Raw genomic sequence first — 17,919 nt, forward strand, 5'->3', positions numbered from 1 at the left:
AATAACACGAGAAGTATATCGGTGAATTATAGTTAAGTAAACACTTTATATTGAAATACTGCTATTTATTTTAATTAAAATTAAAAAGACTCTAATAAATAGAGTCTTTTTAGTCGTTAATCGAGTTCTATATGTTTCTATATTTAAAAATAAAAACAATAAAGCTGATCTAGTAGTTAATCATTAAGAGAATTAAATATTTTGCTAAACGACGTTGCTACATCGATAGTAATTGGCAGCTTTAATTTTCTAGCAATATCGCTAGATGAAATTACGCCGCGAATATGGTGATGACTTTGATCAAGTACTAGGCAGTGTCTAACTTTATAATGTTTTAATGCCTCTATAACATCACTCACCTTAGCTCTCTCCAGCTCTTCAAAATTAAACGCATTTAATGAAGCTCTAGTAATCATTACGTCAGACACTAATAGCTCTTCACGGCTGTAACCTTGTGCTATTTTTGCCATAATATTTTGTTCGCTGACCTCATTACTGGTAATAACACCCAAAAAGTCATCCTCTGCTGTAACCACTATTTTCATATGAACATGTTCTTTCATCATTAACTTTATCGCATCTACTGCTAACGTACTTGCTTCAATCATAAGTGGTTTATGTTGATTAAAATCAGTAAAAATATTAATTGCAGGTGAATGCATATGTATTTCTTGAAACTGTTCAGGTGTTGCAATTTGATCGATTTTGTCTAAATCAAGAAGAGAAAGTGTTTTCATAATAGCCTCTTTATCTGTTCTAACTTACTACAGATAATTAAATAATTTTTATTAACGAAGCAATCAAAGTAATAACTATGATTTAACTATAATTTGATTAATTCGTTGTATGTTTTATAAAAAATTTGACTACACTAAAATATGTCGGTGGCTTACACAGCTGTACCGCTAGTTCTTATTGTTAAATAAAATAGTTATACAATAAGGTTAATTTATATTTCAGCGTAAAGGACTATGAAATAGGAGGTGCTCGGGGATTCGTTACAAAACGAGTAGTAGTAACAAAAGTAATTTTTTTATCTAAAGTACGTACTGGGTGATATTTATTGCTTTGATAAAGGCTCGATGCAGTAGGTAATGCATCAGTAGGCTGATCGTTAACTTCACTATTATCTATTGATAAGTGAACAATAGCTGAATCAAGGTTTTCGATATCAAAGGTGTCTTTATTCTCTGCAATACTATATGCAGTGAACAATACCAATAAAATGGTGCAATATCGAAAAAAGTAGTTTAGATTCATAACTTCATACTAAGTTAACTTAGATTAAGAGTAAATATAAATTTCAATATAATTACAGTCTTTAATTTGTTGCTATTAGGCAAATCTAAAAAGGGAATAAATTATTTAAATTCCCATTCACCTTAAAGTTTATCCTTCAATAACTTCTGCTGACAAAGCATCTTTTTCTTGTTCCATTAAAAAGTGTTCATTTTGTCTAAGCATTTTTGTAATGTCGATAACGTAATCAACACCACGTTCAGAATAAGGTAATAAACCAGCAGCTAGAACTTCTGGGTTTAACTCCTGCTCTTGTGACCTTAATTCATATCTAATAGTACGAAAAACACGATAAGCATTATGAGAATTAATATTATCAAAATAATGAGCAACCGCTTCATCTAAGCTTTGAAAAGCAGCAACTTCATGGTTCGCACCGGTATCTCTACTATTAGGTACCATGCCACATCCCTCTTGATAACACCAAATCCCAAAGAAATTTAACCCTATTCGAGAAAAACGTGAAGTGCCCCAAGCTGATTCATTAGCCGCTTGAACTAACACTAAAGGCATAGGAATAACGTCTACACGCAAGAGTAAGGCATTTAATTGTGACAAAATTGAGGCGTTTTTATTAACCCGATACTTTTTGACTAATTGCTTTAGTTCTTGCTGCTCTTGTTCAGATAAAGGTATTTCTAATGAAACATGCTCAAGCCAAGCATTCAATTTTGATCTAGTTTCTAATAGTTTATTATTCTGCTTCATTACTGCAGGTTTTATAAAGTCAAAAAACTTTTTCTTTTTGGTTTGTATATCTAAAATAGAAGCAAAATCAGGTAGTTTTACCTTATGTAATGGCTTCTCAATTTCTTTTTTTATGATTTTTTTTATTGGTTTGTTTTTTATAACCTTAGCGAGTGGTTCATCAATCGTTTGCTCTACTACTTTTGGTTTCAAAAAAGTAAAGGGGGCGAATAAAGAAACCACCAAAAAGAATAATAAAACAGCTTTAATTAACATTGAGCTTTTCATAAATAGTCCATAATTTACTGAATTTACGCTGAAAATGTATCATCTGAATCAGATTGACTAGCTTTAGGAACTACTTTTGTTGAATTATGAGGGTTATCAACATACTTATCAGTCGCTATACTAATGCCAAATATTTCACGATATAAAATCCCTTTAACATTATAATAAAGCGGTGCAAGAAATGAGATGCCAATCAATAAAACAATAATACCTAATGGGGCAAAGCTTGATTCAATGAGTAGTGCCAAAGGCATAAATAAAAGTACTAAGGAGAGAAACAAAACAACATAAATATAAAGTAAAGATAAAAACTTAAAGCGTAACGTTTGAATAGATAAAATAATTGCTTTCATTGGCGTCATTTTTTTCTCAATAACTAGCGGAATCGTTAACGATAATGTTATTGCTAAAAACACACCGGGCAACACAAGCAACTGAAAACCAATACTAATTAGCACTGAAGTAAATAAGGCACATAAAACAACCCAGCTTGCACGTTGTAAAAAAGAAAATGTCATTTTCACATTAGTTTTCATCCCAACAGCATGCGATACCCCCATCATTTCAACGCCACCTAAAAAAGGCCACACAGCAATGGTAACAACTACATTTAATAACATACTTGCTTCTGGATCGGCTAATACCGCTTCAATCCCACCAAGATAATTACTTCCAACAAAAGAAACTAACATACCAAGTAATACGGAAAACAATAAACCGACGTTCATTGAAATTCTAGACTTTAATGTTTGTTGCCAAGCTTCGGTGAAAATGGCTCTAATATCAATTTGATAGTCACCTTTAAGGGCACTTTCAATATTACCACCAACTTGTACAATAGTTATTTTCTCTGGCAAAACAATGATCCTTTTATGCTTTTTTTCGTTAGATTTTATCACTAAATACGGATGAAGAATTAAATGACGGGATATTATACCCGAATATAAAACAGAATGTTGATAGAGGTATGTCGTCTAGCCCAAATCACTTGCTACAATTTGTATCGCTAATAGCAATAACACTGCGCCCATTACCCGATCAATAAGGTAGCCTTTTATTTGTAAGAAATTTCTCATTTTATGGTGTGTTAATAAATAAGATAAAAAAACAAACCAAATAGCCGTAGCTGCAGCCATATACAAACCATAACCAAGCTTAATAGAGAAAGGCGTTTCTGGTGCAATAACGACTGAATACACACTAACAAAAAACAATGTTGCTTTAACATTTAGTCCATTAATCAAAAACCCCGTAAAAAAAGCATTTTTTGCCGAAGGTGTTTGATCGTAATTATTAATTGAAACATTTAAATCATTAATTGACCCCGAAGGTTTTTTCGCGCGTAAACCATGCCAAGCGATATAACAAAAATAACTCGCGGCAATATATTTTAGTACGGTAAATAAACGTTCATCACTTGCAATGATCACCCCTACCCCAACGAGAGAATAAGTAACATGCAATAAAATTCCTGTACCTATACCTAAACTGGTAAAAATAGCGATTCGACGATCGTATCGAATACTTTGCTTTAATATAATAGCAAAATCAGGACCTGGACTTGCGACAGCAAGCAAATGTACGGCTGCAACAACAAAAAACTGTTCTAAATATGACATACTGATTTTATTTACTTTTGTTTAAGAATGTTTCGAATGAATTCGCTGAAGGATTTCCTGAAAAAAGTTAGTGCCTTTTTCATTTGCCAACGCAATATTATTCTCAGGAATTTTTTCTGGTTCATTATAAACAGATAAAACCCTAGCCATACTCGCTTCGCGAATTATATGAATAATAGGATATGGTGAACGGTTGGTAAAATTACTGCTATCATCATAGTCTTCACCCTCAAAACAATATTCAGGGTGCATACTCGCCAGTTGAAAACCCCCTTCAAAACCAGACTCAACGAGTAGATCATTTCCATAATCAACCAAATCTAAATAACGTTCAAAACTACGAAAGCCATCACTATAAATGATTAACGTGGTTTCAATTTCATCATGCGCTTGTAAATAACGACACTGCTCTATTAATTCATGTAAAGCAGCCTTTACTTGATCAGCACTGGAATGATGATAATAAATAGTATTATTTACAAATTCTTTTTTCGCAAAAGGACAAAAATTAAGCGCTATTATAACTTCTTTTAGCCATTGTTTAGTCGCCTTTATCTCTGTAGAAATATCTGCACTTTCTATATTTACGATGTTCGTTTTATTTATGGACATAAATGTAATTCTAATGAAATTATCTGCGCGCTAGTTTATCCTGTATAAGAATTAAATTATACGGTGAAATCCTCGATAAGAATTGGTATTAATTCTTTAGTTAATCGATTGCTGTAATTGCCACATTTTACTGTATTTACCTTGCAAGGCTAGTAAATCTTGATGGTTACCTTGTTCCACAACTTCACCTTCACTCATCACAATAATATTATCGCTATCAACAATAGTGGATAATCGATGAGCAATAACCAAACTTGTGCGATTTTTGGTAACATCATTAATCGCCCTTAGAATAGCTTGCTCTGAGTGGCTATCTAATGATGATGTCGCTTCATCAAATACCAAAATCTGTGGGTTTTTCAAAATAGTACGAGCAATAGCAACTCGCTGCTTTTCACCGCCAGAAAGCTTTAAACCACGCTCCCCTACCATAGTATCTATGCCATCAGGTAAACTGTTTACAAACTTAGTTAAGTGCGCTAATTCTATTGCATGCATCACTTGTGCTGCACTCGCATCTGGATTGCCATAATTCACATTTGCAAATAAAGTATCATTAAATAACACCGTATCTTGCGGTACTATGCCGATATGTTGACGAAGTGAATTTTGTGTTACTTTGCTAATATCTTGATTATCAATACTAATAGAGCCTGAACTAACATCATAAAAACGAAATAGTAATTTAACCAATGTTGACTTACCTGAGCCACTTTCACCAACAACGGCAACTTTCTCGCCTCCTTTAATAGTAAAGCTTATGCCTTTAATAATTGGGCGCTTGCTATTATACGAAAAGTGAATGTTATCAAAACAAATATCAGCTTGATCAACGATTAGCTCATTCGCATCAACGTGATCTTGTACTTTTGGTGATTTATCTAATAAGCCAAATAAGTTTTCAATATTCGCTAGAGAGCCTTTAATTTCACGATAAACAAAACCTAAAAAGTTTAATGGCATAAACAATTGCATCATAAAAGCGTTAATAAGAACAAAGTCTCCTAACGTCATTTTTTCTTCGCTAACATGTACCGCAGCTAGTGCTAACATTGACGTCATCGCTATAGCGATAATAAGTGCTTGCCCACCATTTAAAGCGAATAATGATAAACGATTCTTAATTTTGGCTTGTTCCCACGTGCTTAATTGTTTGTCGTACGCCTGCGCTTCATAATCTTCATTGGTGAAATATTTAACAGTTTCATAGTTAAGTAGGCTATCAATAGCACGTGTATTGCTGGAAGAATCTGCTTTATTGGCCGCTCTAACATAACGTGTACGTAATTCTGTCGCATACACTGAATAAGCAATATAGGAGAGTATTGACCCTAAGGTAATTAACGCAAACCAGATGCCATAATTAATAAATAAAATAGTCACTACCATAACAATTTCAAGCAAGGTAGGCACAATATTAAAAATCATAAAGCGCATTAAAAAGCTAATCCCCGAGGTCCCTCGATCAATATCGCGAGACAACCCACCCGTTTGGCGGTTCAAATGGAAATCTAAATCTAACTGATGCAAATGACGAAATACTCTTAAACCAATGCGTCGTATTGCTCGCTCGGTTACTCGTCCAAATAAGGTGTCGCGTATTTCTGCAAAGACCACAATAGATAAACGTACTAAACCGTATGCTAGTACCAAGCCTATAGGTACAACTAAGGCTTGCGCACTTTCAGGTGCTTTGCCGTCTAAGGTATCAACAATATCCTTTAAAATAAAAGGCAAATAAACGCTCGCAATTTTAGTCAAAATCAAACAACAAAAAGCCACTGCAATTCGTTTTTTAAATTCAAATAAATACGGTAGGATAAGTTTAAAAGCTTTCCAATTTAGCGTGGTAACTTCGTGTTCAGGATAGCTTGATCGGCGCATAATCTATTAATATCAAAGTAGTTTAAAGTCATTCTATGCCAACTTGCTATGTTTATCACTCGGTAATACTTAAATAGCTTATTTATTATTACAATAACTTGAGCACGATACTTGTACTATCCGAGGCATTCTTTAGCCATCTGCTCAGTTATAAAAATTAAATAATTGTTATACCAGTTTCATTAATTAAGTGAATAATTTTATACGTAGAAAAAATTGCCAAACACAAAGCATTAATTTCAATAACTAGTTGTTCTAATTATTAAATAAATAACGATGTAGTTAGTGATTTTAGCAAGTAGAAATGATCACATAGCTAGTGAGATTGGTATTATGATGACACCCTATTTCTTCCACTTTCTTTAGCTATATATAATTGTTTATCTGCTTGTTTATATAAAGATTCAATAGAAGGGTATTCTTTATTTAAGACAGATATACCGATACTAACTGTTATGCCAATAGTGAGTTCCTTATACATAAACATTTTATCTTCTATAGTTTGACGTATTTTATCGGCAATCACCTTTGCCCCATAAAGTGAAGTATCATTAAGTAAGATTGTAAATTCTTCACCGCCAATACGAGAAAAAACATCACTTTTACGCAGAATTCCTTCTATTTTTTTTACTAAGAATATCAATATAAAATCACCGGCATGGTGTCCATAGGTATCATTTATTTTTTTGAAATAATCTATATCAATCATTAAAAGCGATACTGTTTTTTCTCTCTTATAGCTATATTAATTAGATCTTGAGACACTTTAAAAAAGTAGCGGCGATTGTAGGTATTAGTCAATTCATCCATTATTGATAATAGATGTAATTTACTAGCACTTTTTTCTAAATCTTCATGAGCTTTGATACTCGATAGACGATTGTTATATATAGCCTTTGAAAGCAGAATAGTCGCTGGTATATAAATAAGTGTAAGAACAATTAAACCGATATGATAATGCTCGCCAAAGTAAATCAGAATAATGATTTGAGGCGTAATCATTGAGAAAAAAAAGATCAAATATGCCTTATAAAGTGAAGACATTGATAATGCCGCCGCTGTTATAATCCCTATAATCATAACAAAAATAACTAATTCATAAGGTTGAGGCGCATATATAAGCGATAAAATAGAGGTTATTGTCCACATAAAAGCTTGGAATATATTCGAAACAATAAAATACATTTCATTTTTTAATATTTTTTCTTTATCCTTTACATCCAAATATTTTTTAAACATTTTGGCGTTATAAAAACGATACAAAGCTAATAGAATTTGTAATACAAACCACACAACCAAAATCTTCATTGGAATATATTTAATAAATATTCCAATATAAGCGATAGAAACTATGAGCATAGCAATCATAGCTCTGGGTGTTTGCTCAACTAGGCTTTTTACAAGTTTAGGATGGACTGTACACATATAGATCCCTTATGATTTAATCAGTAACTTTTCCTACTTAATCAATTAATCTTATCTTCTGCATAGCAAAAAGTAAGATTAACCTAGTAAATTTATAACTGTTTGTATTAAAGGCATAAAAATTAGACTAAATTAACAAGCATAAAGAAACTGCTCACCTAATCCAGGCTATTAACTAAAACATTGTTAATAAGCCTTTATATCTTTGCACTTATAGCCAAAGTGTTATCAATTAATTAGTTTACTTTATATAACTTTAGTAAAAACATCATTGAAAAGTAAGTGTTTAAATATAAACTTCCCTATATAAACCATACTATTAACAAGATTCGTGACATAAACAGATAAAACCTTCTAACATTATCATAGAGTTTAGCTATGCTAAGTGCTTGAGCACTAGGCTGATATTGTCTAAAATAGCGTACTTTTTATTTTATTTAGGTTAATAACATGAGCGATACTAAATCGTTACCCGCTTTACCAGATCGCCTTTCGGGTAATCCTCGTAGCCCACATCATGTGGAAGAAATTTTTGAGCACAATATCGGTATTCGATTAAACGGTAAAGAGCGTAAAGATGTGGAAGAATATTGTATTAGTGAAGGTTGGGTAAAAATAGCATCACCTAAAGCATTAGACCGCCGTGGACAACCACTTTTACTGAAGTTAAAAGGAACTGTTGAAGCTTTTTATAGCTAAATTTTTATAACTAAAAGTGACGCTGACTTTCAACGTTATAAGTTACAAAAGATATAGAGCAAGTTGTCAGCTAACTCTCTGGCAACTTCACATTGTAATGAGTATATAATGCTTTAATATTTTGCTTTTACGTACGTTATGTTTATTCCTCAGCTAGTGAGTATCAATAGTGTAAACATTAAAGGTGGGACAAATGACAAAGAAATATAATACTTTTAACGAGTTTTATCCGTTTTACTTAAGTCAGCATACTAATGCGATATGTCGTCGGTTACATTTTTTTGGCTCTTGTTGCATAATTTTGTTAATACTTTATGTGTCGATATCTAATAAATTATATTTACTGTGGTATATCCCTTTTATTGGTTATGGCTTCGCTTGGGTCGGACACTTTAACTTTGAAAAAAATAGACCCGCTACATTTACTTACCCACTTTACAGCTTAATGGGTGACTGGGTTATGTTTAAAGATATGCTGGTTGGTAAAATTAAGTTTTAAGCTAATTTATATTTAACAAAAGTTAAAGGCCAACACGATTCTCCTACCCTTTTTTAGGTTTAGTTTCACCCTATAACCTCAGTATTTTATCGAAAACATAACATTTTCCAGATAGTTAACAATTAAAGGCAAAACCATGATTCGCCCCACTAAAGAAGAAATAAGAGAACTACCTTTATATAAAGGTCTTGCCCTTAACGATATTACTATTATTGAAAGTAAACATGATGCTGCCGATGCATTAAAAAAATTGAAAGCTGAAGTTTGCCTTGGCTTCGATACGGAGACTAAACCTATTTTTAATAAAGGTGAAAAAAGCCCAGGCCCAACATTAATACAGCTATCAACTCAAGAAAAAGCTTACCTTTTCCCAACACGATTTCCTGATGCAGTAGCGGCAGCTAGGGAAATATTGAGTGATCCGAAGATAGAAAAAGTAGGTTTTGGTATTAAAGGTGATAACAAAGAGCTCCGCAGTAAACTTAATATTGAAATAGCGAACACACAAGATTTATCTATAACATTGAAAAATTTAGCCGGTGAAAAGAATAGTATAGGAGCTCGTGCTGCTGTAGCAATGGTACTTAAGTCGAGACTAGGAAAAGGTGCTCAGAAGTCTAATTGGGGCGCTTACCCACTTAAGAGTAGCCAAATTTTGTACGCAGCAAACGATGCGCATTCAGCTATTTGTGTGCTAAATGCCTTGAATGCTAAAAATACTATAGATTCATCTATTTAATTTTGAATAGAAAGTTAATTTGAGCAACATAGTATAAACATCACAAGCAGACATTGTTACAAGACCAAAATTTAGACATAAAAAAAGTGCAACTTAAATAGCTGCACTCTTTTAACTAGCTTGTTATGCATCCTGCATCTTATTCAGTGTTCTCATTCATCCTTAAAAACTTTCCTTAGTATATCCTTTGAGTAAACTCCTACTCATTGTCCTTAGCTATAAATCCTTTTACTTCCTTGCAAATTATATCCTCAATTACTTTGAGGCTAATTCCATTTAGATGTGCTTCCTAAGCAATATCTTCCTAATATCAATTATCCTTAATTGATCACATCCTTGTTCATTTATCCCTTAGCGAAATCCTATTCGCCTGATTTATCCTATAAATCGTCCTAAAATATTCTATTTCTAGAATAGTATCCATACTCTACAAGTTGTTACATAAAGTAATCCTTACTCTAGTAATACTTATAATAAGAGCTTCCTGCTCCTTGTCTTCCTGACGTGGTAAATAATACACTGAAAAGCCTAATTTAGGATGGCACTAATAAGATGGGTTATATTTGGAACTAATGGATAATAATGAAAAGCAGATTAAAGCTATAATAATTAGTAACTTAAAAATACCATCTGATAAATCAGGAGAAAAAAGACAATATCTCTCACACCTTTGTAAGAGATCTCTTACAAAATAATGGGCAAATGACTATTAGATGTTTATTGGAAAATGTAAATTGAAGAGATTATCTTTAGGTTGTGCTTTAAAAGTAGCTGAGAATCGTTAAAAAGCCTAGATAACTAGGCTAATAAATTAAAAATTAAGTTATAAAGACTTAATTATTTTCAATAATAAAATCAAGTGCGCCTGTTATTGCGGCTACTTGTGCAAGAATACAGTTTTCATCATTAGATTTAGGGCTATCTGGATAAACTTCTGTTGTAGTGACATAACTAGCATTAGTTAATCCCATGCAAAGACCTAGCTCTCTTCCTGGATAATTTATAACGCCAAACTGCTCTATATCGACTCCAATTAATTTACCACTGTCATCGGCTGGTGCAATATGTGTCACATTCTCAACAGCATGAATTATCGCTTGTTGAAATTCAGTTTGAGGGTTAAGAGTATTACCAACTAAATAAAAACCGTCTGGAATATCCCAAACTTTTTGTTCAATGGCATCTCGTGCTGAAAGTGCGGGTCTAAATACAGTATTATCTGTATCAGTAGTTTCATGCAGATCTACATGGACCAAAATATTAACATCAAGACTTTGAACAAATGCCATTAATGCTGCAGATTCTTGAGCGGGACTATCCTGATAAAATGATCGGTTAGGGTCGATCGCATCAGGATTCCATCGATTAATCGTTTCATAACCCCAAGGACTAACACAAGGGACAACTAACACATTAAACTGCTCACCATAGCTTGTACTGTTTGAGCCTAGATTAGCAGCTTCATTTTCTAAAAAGCGTAATGCGCCTTGCACACCACTCGTTTCATAACCATGTACACCACCAGATACGAGTATTGTGCTTTTATCACTTTGCCATTGCTTACTTTTTAATGCAAATAATGGATAGCGTTGTTCATCAGCTGACAATGCACCATATTGCACAATATCAAAATGCGAAGATAAAGCATCAATTTTACTAATAACCTCATCTTGATACGAACGTTGTACTGTTTGCAGTGTAAACCATTTCTTTTTGTCAGCTGCATCCCATTTTTGTCCTAATGTACCAATGGTGCATTCAAGGTTATCAGTCATATTTACCTATCTTTATATTGAATTTTTAATTTGGTAGCTTATTTAGAGTCAGAGCGCTCCGTAAACTTATAGTCACTTGCATTTACTTTTATTTTATCGCCTGTAAAAATATGCTCTGGCATATGAACGATTGAAGCAGTTGAAAGTGTCGTTGGCTTAGTTCGAGTATTTGCCGATACACATTTTATTGAAGGAGCTATTTCAGTAATAAATAAAAGCTCATCACTAAGGCTATTTTTTTTCTAAGCGATGAGGCGTGTAATCTTCTGTATCTACCTTAACACTTAAACCAAATTAAACATTAGAGCTATAACATTTTTATTGTACTGAATCACAATTTGTCTTTTATTCTTAATGATTAATAAAGTTGAGATTTTTAACATGTTAAAAATATAACATTCTCAACTTTAATTTCCGATGCAAACTTTATAAATTTAATTGTTATCCTTCAGACTACTTATCCGCTCGGCCCATAAATTTACGTTCTTCAGTGTTTATTTTAATTTTATCACCGGTAGAAATATGCTCAGGTACTTGAATGATTAAACCTGTAGAAAGAACTGCGGGTTTAGTTCGTGCTGTGGCAGAGCCACCTTTTATAGAGGGGTCAGTCTCTGTAATAACTAATTCTACACTAGGAGGTAATTCAAGCGATACAGGTACACCATCGACTAAAATAATGCTCGCATCCACAGTGCTTTCATCGATAAATAATACTTCTTCTTCAATACTCTCTTTATTCAAATTGAATTGTGTATAATCTTCTATGTCCATAAACACATATTCATCGCCATCGATATAAGAAAAAGTGACCTTACGTCGTATTAAATCAGCTAAAGTAAGCATGTCGCTATCTTTGAAAGTTTCATCAACCTTTAAACCTGAGACAACATCATACATACGCATTCTATATAAACTTCCCCCTGCTCGCCCTTGAGGTACTGAGCGCTCTATACCTCTTATAATATAAACGCTATTGTTATACTCGATAGCGGTATTCTTTTTTACATCACTAGCTTTTGGCATGAAATTGTCCTTTGTCTTTACATTGCTTAATACAATAATTGAGTAAATTTTATAGAATCATCGACAAGGAAACAAGTAATAAATAATGTATGAAACACCAATAATCTGAGTTCACTCAAACAAATAACAGTCAAAAAATATAATTTATTCGACGTTGCCCTGAAAAATTATAAAACACTAATAGTATAAGTTATTCAATAGCTTGACGCTAACGATTACCTATTATTTTTTATCGAATTAATTGTTTAATATTACTTCAATACCAAACATCACTTTCCTTCATTAATTACGCTATAAGCTAAAGCTACATTTTTCAGAGCAACTCAGTTAACAATGCTCTGACTTTACCTTAAAATTACTGGATATTAATACTTGATAAAACAAATAAACATTAATAACTACTAGCATGTAACAACAATAGTAAACTTTCATAACAAAGATCAAAAAACCCAGATGTTTTAACGAAAAAAAGGCTAGTATAAATAAATATACTAACCTTCATTTTAGATTTTGTTCGTTTAGAATATTACTCGTAAGAACGTTCTAACCATGCCAGCTGTAGCTTTAAATCTGCAATTTCACTATTTGCATCAGCTAGTTGTTGTTGTATAGTTTTTTGATCATTATCACTGCTTTCCACATTTAACTCAGTTTTTAATAACATATTATTTCTATCCTCGTAGGGCATAAACCCCATCAACATTGGTTACTATGGATGTATTATTACATAGCAACCTACAGAATTAATAGTACTACTAAACTATGACAAATATTCATACCAGAAATAATGCCTACTTAATAAGGTATTACCACATTAAATCATCTGGGATCTGATAGTCAGCATAAGGATCATCCTCATCTACCTGCTCATCAATTACTTTATCATTTTGCACTAATATAACGTCTTTATTTAATTCAGCTAGTTTTTCAGCTGTTTCGCGAGTAACAATATAAGTTACATCTTCCAAGCCACATAAAGACAGTCGACCATTAACCAATGCTTTATGGGTAATAGGATCTAATGAAAGCTTTTTAATTTTACTACCAAAAGTATAATTATATTCATTATCACCATCAGTGCGCGTGATCTGGTGATGCATTAATATTTGCTTAATGCGTAACCCTTGCTCTTTATCTGCAAGTTGCTGTTTTTTCATTTCATTTAATGCATTGTCTTTTTCTTGCTTTTCAGCTTTAGACTTTGCTAAATATTGTTTAACTTGCTCTTGTAAAGACGCACCATGCTGAACTCCACTGCGCTTTTGTTTATTTTTTTTTCTTTTATCAGCATTCGCTTGGCGTGTTTTTTGTTTGGTTGTTAAACCCGCATTTAGTAATTGATCTTGAAGTGATGACATTATAATTTTCACTGAGATTTATTGATGGTTTATTCTAACAATAAAAAATGATGAGACAACCCCTTGATACTTTATCGGATCATAAAAGATGCAATATAAAACTAAATAATTCATAAAAAAAACAAAACCAACTGTTTTTTGTCTGACTTAAAAAAACCTTGCTACGATGATATTAATTCGGCTAATGTAAGCAAGGTTTTGTTACCTATGATTCAGTGAGTAGATCTAACACTCATATCAGTACTTGAAACAATCACGATATCTACAACAGTGTTTCCAATTTGCTTGATAGTATGAACAAGCAAGTTACTCATTCTTTGGTTTAGCTTGAATACAGGCAATAAAAAATCCGCGATAAACGCGGATTTTTCACATCAATGAGCCTTTACAAATGAGACCGTATTATTTTAATTTATTAAGTAATACTTCAACAGCTTTCTCAATTTGCTTGTCTTGACCGTTTTCAGATGATTCTGGATCATTTTTTACCATGTGATCAGGTATGGTTTGATTATTTTCTAGGTAATTGCCTTTAGTGTCTTTCATACCAACCTGTGGTACACCCGCTCGGAAGTCACCAGATATACCCGTTTCCCACCATACTGCCGTCATTGTACCTGGTACAGGCATGCCCACAATGTCACCTAAATTCAATTCATCATAGGTGTAAGAGAAAGCATGTGCATCACTGTAGTTACCTTCGTTGATAAGTAGTACCGATGGTTTATTCCATTGATCAATGGGGTCACCTGCGTATTTACGGCCACGAACGTGCATGGTGAAGTATTCATTCCCACTAAGCAATTTAGCTAAGTCGTTGTGTAACCAACCACCACCGTTAAAGCGTGTATCAACCACTACCGCTTCTTTATCAAAGTGCTTTCCTAATAGGCTAGAATACACCGCTCTGAAGCTTGGATCGTTCATACTTCTTACGTGAACATAAGCAAGGCGACCATTTGATAGTTTATCAACTAACGCTTCTCGCGAACTTACCCAACGCTCATATAATAAGTTACTGATTTTTCCTCCTGAAGCTGGCTTTATCACTTCTTCAAAGTTTTCACCGTTAGCGCTTTCAAAAGTAAACCTTACACGTTTACCATTTGTATGATTTAGTAATTGGTATAAATTTTGTGTTTTTGTTAATTCAACGCCATTTACTGCGATAAGTTTAACACCAGGCTTAACTTGACTATTCGCTTTATCGAATGGGCCTTTTGCCAACACTTCCTCAACCAGTAAGCCTTTACTGTAATCAAAAAATAAGCCTAAGCGACCTGTACTGTCGTTAGTGTTTGTTGATTTTGGTCGATAAGATGAACCAATGTGCGACGCATTTAATTCGCCTGTCATTTCTGCAAACATGTTAGCAAAATCACGACCATGGCCTATTGACGATAATTTCTGGCGGTAAGATTTACCAACATCATCCCAGTCTATACCGTGAAAATCGTCACGGTAGAACTTGTCTTTAATTACGCGCCAACTATGGTCAAACATAAATGCACGCTCTGAAGCAGTTTTCAGCTGCATAACAGGATTAGCACTAATTGGCTTTAAACTGATGGTTTCACCAACATCGCCTTGTTTTAACTGACCATCGGCAAGAATAAAGATTTTTTTACCATCGTCGCTAAAGGACATACTAGCCGATCTTGCATTAAGCTTTGCCACTAGCTCTGTTTTATTGTCACGAATAGACTGACGCCATAAATCATAACCTTTTTCAAAGCGGGCTAAGTAATATAGCGCTGTAGTATCTTTGGTAAGATAAGCTTCGCTTAAGTTTGAAGAATGAACAGTAAGACGAACGGTGCGACGTTCAATATTATCCCACTCAATGTCTACAGCTTTTGGCTCTTCAATTTTCTCTTTTGAAGTATCTTCGTCTGTCTCTTTGGCGTTACCTTCTTGGTCTTTATTCGACGCTTTTTCGTCCTTTGTTTCTAACTCTTTTTGTAGCTCATATTCTTCTTCCGACATACGGAATTTATCGTAACTATCTTGTGTTAAAAATGCGGCTAAAACATCGCCTTCACGACCCCAGCTGCCATGATCACGCATACCAAAGCGAGCACTCCACCAAAGCACGACTTCACCATCTGTATGCCAAGTTGGATTACCATTATTATAGCCAGATAAGCTAATATCTTTAGGTTGAGCTGAACCGTCTGATGGGAAAACACCAATATTGTTAACAAATAAGCGGCTTCGTGGTGAGAAACTTGCGGTCATCCAATAACTGTCTGGTGCCCAAGCAAACGACATATCACCATCTGCGTAGGAATAGTTATGCTCTTTACCTAAAGCAATATTTACCTTTTTACTTTCACGGTCAATTACTTGAATTTCATCACGATTTGCTAAAAACGCTATTTTTTTACCATTTGGAGAATAAACTGGTTGGAAGCTGTCTGAGTCAGCTAAGTGAACTACTTCTTCTTTTAATGTCGTTGCGGCAAAAAAGTATGGTTCAGATTCATTTGCAATACTTGTTTCGTATAAACCCCAATGCCCTTCACGTTCTGCAGCGTATAAAAGCGTTTTACCATCTTTATGGAAAGACACTGAACGTTCTTGCTGAGGTGTATTAGTAATGGCACGTGTTGTTTTAAACTCTGTACTGGCAACAAACACTTCGCCACGAGCGATAAAGGCAACTTCTTTTCCATCAGGTGATACTGTATATTCAGTAATTTTTCCACCTAAAGAAACCGGAAGTAATTCATCTTCTTGTATGTCATTAGCTATCGCTATTTCTACATGTGTAGCTGAGCCATTTTTACTCGTATACACGCTACCATGATGTACAAAAGCTAATGTGCCATTATCACTTATCGATAAACTGCGAACAGGATGTTCTTTAAATGTAGTTACTTGCTTTTTGTTGCTGCCATCTAAGTCTGTTTGCCAAACATTAAAAGTGCCAGACTTTTCTTCAGACGTATAATAAAAGCTGTTTTTGTCTTTCCAAACAGGATTGTGATCCCCACCTTCAAAGGTGGTTAACTGTTGATGCTCGCCTGATTTAATGTCTTGCAACCAAATATCACGGGCAAAAGCTGACACATCGTGCTTTCTAAATTGGTTCTCGTAGGATTTTTCATCACGATAAAGCACTTGTTTACCATTTGGAGAATACTGCAGTTCAGATGCTGGTATGGTGGCAAGCATTTCAGGAGTGCTGCCTTTTATTGAAACAGTATAACTTTCAGTTAAACGAGAAGTTGGAAACACCGTTGATTGCTTTGAATCCATTCGGCTCGAAATAAATAATACTTCTTTACCGTCTTTGCTGAAATCTTGTGGAATATCATTCGATGAATGATAAGTTAACCGTTTTGCTTTTCCACCACTTGCAGGCATAACATAAACATCTAAGTTGCCATTTCTGTCACTTGCAAATGCAATTTGTTTCCCATCACGAGACCAAATAGGATGACCATCCCAGTCACTATGAATAGTTAAAGGGCGGGCTGTTCCGCCATTAGCTGGGACTGTGTATATATCGCCTTTGTAAGAGAATGCGATCGTTTTACTGTTGGGTGAGATACTACTGTGTAAAAACCATTCTTCGCTTTTCTCTGCGGCTGTCGCTGTAGTGGCAAACATAGCCAAAGCCGACAACATATACTTTATTCTGTGCATTATTACTTCCTTAATAACTTAAAATATTGTTTACATTTTATTATTGAATACTCAACAAATAAGTTTCTGATACATAAAAATCAATCCTAATAACATTGAAGCTAAGCGATCAGATTTTTTAATTGTATTATTCATAAATGATTTTGATATGGTATATCATTGATGAAATTATGACATGAATTCCATCCCAATTATCAATGCATTAGTCTTATTTATTCTTATACCAATCTCACTAGCTATGTGAACATTTATACTTAATTAATGAAACTGGTATTACATAGCAAACATAAAAGCTAATAAAGATATTACTAGGAGCAACCGCAACCAAACTATTTAATTAAGTAGAATAATACCAAGT

The 17,919-nt window shown here is 33.8% G+C and carries 18 protein-coding genes; 3 read left to right on the forward strand and 15 right to left on the reverse strand.

Features of this window, described 5'->3' with window-relative positions:
• Window positions 1-176: 176 nt before the first annotated feature.
• The 9 genes from GQS55_RS12625 to GQS55_RS12665 all read right to left on the reverse strand — a co-directional run bounded on the left by GQS55_RS12625 (window position 177) and on the right by GQS55_RS12665 (window position 7,814).
• The gene (locus GQS55_RS12625; RefSeq protein ID WP_159820858.1) at window positions 177-737 is read right to left on the reverse strand and encodes a CBS domain-containing protein; all 561 of its coding nucleotides are present in this window, start codon (window positions 735-737) and stop codon (window positions 177-179) included.
• A 232-nt stretch (window positions 738-969) separates the two neighbouring features.
• On the reverse strand, window positions 970-1,260 hold the full coding sequence (locus tag GQS55_RS12630; protein WP_159820859.1) for a hypothetical protein: 291 nt from the start codon (window positions 1,258-1,260) through the stop codon (window positions 970-972).
• 129 nt (window positions 1,261-1,389) lie between these two features.
• Window positions 1,390-2,274, reverse strand: a complete 885-nt coding sequence (locus GQS55_RS12635; protein ID WP_159820860.1) for a glucosaminidase domain-containing protein — start codon at window positions 2,272-2,274, stop codon at window positions 1,390-1,392.
• 23 nt (window positions 2,275-2,297) lie between these two features.
• Window positions 2,298-3,131, reverse strand: coding sequence for a hypothetical protein (locus GQS55_RS12640; RefSeq protein WP_159820861.1), 834 nt, complete (start codon window positions 3,129-3,131; stop codon window positions 2,298-2,300).
• Window positions 3,132-3,248: 117 nt separating this feature from the next.
• Window positions 3,249-3,893: a LysE family translocator gene (locus GQS55_RS12645; RefSeq protein WP_159820862.1), complete on the reverse strand. Its 645-nt coding sequence runs from the start codon at window positions 3,891-3,893 to the stop codon at window positions 3,249-3,251.
• A 21-nt stretch (window positions 3,894-3,914) separates the two neighbouring features.
• On the reverse strand, window positions 3,915-4,505 hold the full coding sequence (locus tag GQS55_RS12650; protein WP_159820863.1) for a DUF1415 domain-containing protein: 591 nt from the start codon (window positions 4,503-4,505) through the stop codon (window positions 3,915-3,917).
• A gap of 96 nt (window positions 4,506-4,601) precedes the next feature.
• Window positions 4,602-6,389: an ABCB family ABC transporter ATP-binding protein/permease gene (locus GQS55_RS12655; protein ID WP_159820864.1), complete on the reverse strand. Its 1,788-nt coding sequence runs from the start codon at window positions 6,387-6,389 to the stop codon at window positions 4,602-4,604.
• A 331-nt stretch (window positions 6,390-6,720) separates the two neighbouring features.
• Window positions 6,721-7,098, reverse strand: coding sequence for a GGDEF domain-containing protein (locus GQS55_RS12660; protein ID WP_159820865.1), 378 nt, complete (start codon window positions 7,096-7,098; stop codon window positions 6,721-6,723).
• Window positions 7,098-7,814 (reverse strand): hypothetical protein, encoded by a 717-nt coding sequence (locus tag GQS55_RS12665; RefSeq protein WP_159820866.1) that lies wholly within the window; start codon window positions 7,812-7,814, stop codon window positions 7,098-7,100. The genes GQS55_RS12660 and GQS55_RS12665 overlap by 1 nt, the downstream gene beginning before the upstream one ends.
• 450 nt (window positions 7,815-8,264) lie before the next feature.
• Here GQS55_RS12665 and GQS55_RS12670 point away from each other — a divergent pair, with 450 nt between their 5' ends.
• The 3 genes from GQS55_RS12670 (at window position 8,265) to GQS55_RS12680 (ending at window position 9,751) form a co-directional block, all read left to right on the forward strand.
• Window positions 8,265-8,513 (forward strand): DUF3297 family protein, encoded by a 249-nt coding sequence (locus GQS55_RS12670; RefSeq protein ID WP_159820867.1) that lies wholly within the window; start codon window positions 8,265-8,267, stop codon window positions 8,511-8,513.
• A gap of 193 nt (window positions 8,514-8,706) precedes the next feature.
• The gene (locus GQS55_RS12675) at window positions 8,707-9,012 is read left to right on the forward strand and encodes a DUF962 domain-containing protein (protein ID WP_159820868.1); all 306 of its coding nucleotides are present in this window, start codon (window positions 8,707-8,709) and stop codon (window positions 9,010-9,012) included.
• A gap of 136 nt (window positions 9,013-9,148) precedes the next feature.
• The gene (locus tag GQS55_RS12680) at window positions 9,149-9,751 is read left to right on the forward strand and encodes a 3'-5' exonuclease (RefSeq protein WP_159820869.1); all 603 of its coding nucleotides are present in this window, start codon (window positions 9,149-9,151) and stop codon (window positions 9,749-9,751) included.
• Between the two features lie 833 nt (window positions 9,752-10,584).
• On the opposite strand, the gene GQS55_RS12685 is transcribed toward GQS55_RS12680, so the two are convergent.
• From GQS55_RS12685 to GQS55_RS12705, 6 genes are all read right to left on the reverse strand, one after another.
• Entirely contained in the window at window positions 10,585-11,526 is a 942-nt protein-coding gene (locus GQS55_RS12685; protein ID WP_159820870.1) for a M14 family metallopeptidase, read from the reverse strand.
• A gap of 38 nt (window positions 11,527-11,564) precedes the next feature.
• Complete coding sequence (locus GQS55_RS20315) at window positions 11,565-11,735, reverse strand: hypothetical protein (protein ID WP_159822824.1); 171 nt, start codon at window positions 11,733-11,735, stop codon at window positions 11,565-11,567.
• A 244-nt stretch (window positions 11,736-11,979) separates the two neighbouring features.
• Entirely contained in the window at window positions 11,980-12,552 is a 573-nt protein-coding gene (gene efpL, locus GQS55_RS12695; protein WP_159820871.1) for an elongation factor P-like protein EfpL, read from the reverse strand.
• A 526-nt stretch (window positions 12,553-13,078) separates the two neighbouring features.
• A complete protein-coding gene (locus tag GQS55_RS19880; protein WP_201294716.1) occupies window positions 13,079-13,216 on the reverse strand; it encodes a hypothetical protein in 138 nt (45 codons plus the stop codon).
• Between the two features lie 142 nt (window positions 13,217-13,358).
• Window positions 13,359-13,910 (reverse strand): DUF2058 domain-containing protein, encoded by a 552-nt coding sequence (locus tag GQS55_RS12700; protein WP_159820872.1) that lies wholly within the window; start codon window positions 13,908-13,910, stop codon window positions 13,359-13,361.
• Window positions 13,911-14,312: 402 nt separating this feature from the next.
• On the reverse strand, window positions 14,313-17,561 hold the full coding sequence (locus GQS55_RS12705; RefSeq protein WP_159820873.1) for a S41 family peptidase: 3,249 nt from the start codon (window positions 17,559-17,561) through the stop codon (window positions 14,313-14,315).
• Between the last annotated feature and the right edge of the window lie 358 nt (window positions 17,562-17,919).

The sequence above is a fragment of the Colwellia sp. 20A7 genome, assembly GCF_009832865.1.
Lineage (GTDB): Bacteria > Pseudomonadota > Gammaproteobacteria > Enterobacterales > Alteromonadaceae > Colwellia.

What these genes read in the sequence shown, in the direction of transcription:
- GQS55_RS12625 (WP_159820858.1), bottom strand. Translation starts at nt 737, where the DNA reads ATGAAAACACTTTCTCTTCTTGATTTAGACAAAATCGATCAAATTGCA.
- GQS55_RS12630 (WP_159820859.1), bottom strand. Translation starts at nt 1,260, where the DNA reads ATGAATCTAAACTACTTTTTTCGATATTGCACCATTTTATTGGTATTG.
- GQS55_RS12635 (WP_159820860.1), bottom strand. Translation starts at nt 2,274, where the DNA reads ATGAAAAGCTCAATGTTAATTAAAGCTGTTTTATTATTCTTTTTGGTG.
- GQS55_RS12645 (WP_159820862.1), bottom strand. Translation starts at nt 3,893, where the DNA reads ATGTCATATTTAGAACAGTTTTTTGTTGTTGCAGCCGTACATTTGCTT.
- GQS55_RS12650 (WP_159820863.1), bottom strand. Translation starts at nt 4,505, where the DNA reads ATGTCCATAAATAAAACGAACATCGTAAATATAGAAAGTGCAGATATT.
- GQS55_RS12655 (WP_159820864.1), bottom strand. Translation starts at nt 6,389, where the DNA reads ATGCGCCGATCAAGCTATCCTGAACACGAAGTTACCACGCTAAATTGG.
- GQS55_RS12660 (WP_159820865.1), bottom strand. Translation starts at nt 7,098, where the DNA reads ATGATTGATATAGATTATTTCAAAAAAATAAATGATACCTATGGACAC.
- GQS55_RS12665 (WP_159820866.1), bottom strand. Translation starts at nt 7,814, where the DNA reads ATGTGTACAGTCCATCCTAAACTTGTAAAAAGCCTAGTTGAGCAAACA.
- GQS55_RS12670 (WP_159820867.1), top strand. Translation starts at nt 8,265, where the DNA reads ATGAGCGATACTAAATCGTTACCCGCTTTACCAGATCGCCTTTCGGGT.
- GQS55_RS12675 (WP_159820868.1), top strand. Translation starts at nt 8,707, where the DNA reads ATGACAAAGAAATATAATACTTTTAACGAGTTTTATCCGTTTTACTTA.
- GQS55_RS12680 (WP_159820869.1), top strand. Translation starts at nt 9,149, where the DNA reads ATGATTCGCCCCACTAAAGAAGAAATAAGAGAACTACCTTTATATAAA.
- GQS55_RS12685 (WP_159820870.1), bottom strand. Translation starts at nt 11,526, where the DNA reads ATGACTGATAACCTTGAATGCACCATTGGTACATTAGGACAAAAATGG.
- efpL (WP_159820871.1), bottom strand. Translation starts at nt 12,552, where the DNA reads ATGCCAAAAGCTAGTGATGTAAAAAAGAATACCGCTATCGAGTATAAC.
- GQS55_RS19880 (WP_201294716.1), bottom strand. Translation starts at nt 13,216, where the DNA reads ATGTTATTAAAAACTGAGTTAAATGTGGAAAGCAGTGATAATGATCAA.
- GQS55_RS12700 (WP_159820872.1), bottom strand. Translation starts at nt 13,910, where the DNA reads ATGTCATCACTTCAAGATCAATTACTAAATGCGGGTTTAACAACCAAA.
- GQS55_RS12705 (WP_159820873.1), bottom strand. Translation starts at nt 17,561, where the DNA reads ATGCACAGAATAAAGTATATGTTGTCGGCTTTGGCTATGTTTGCCACT.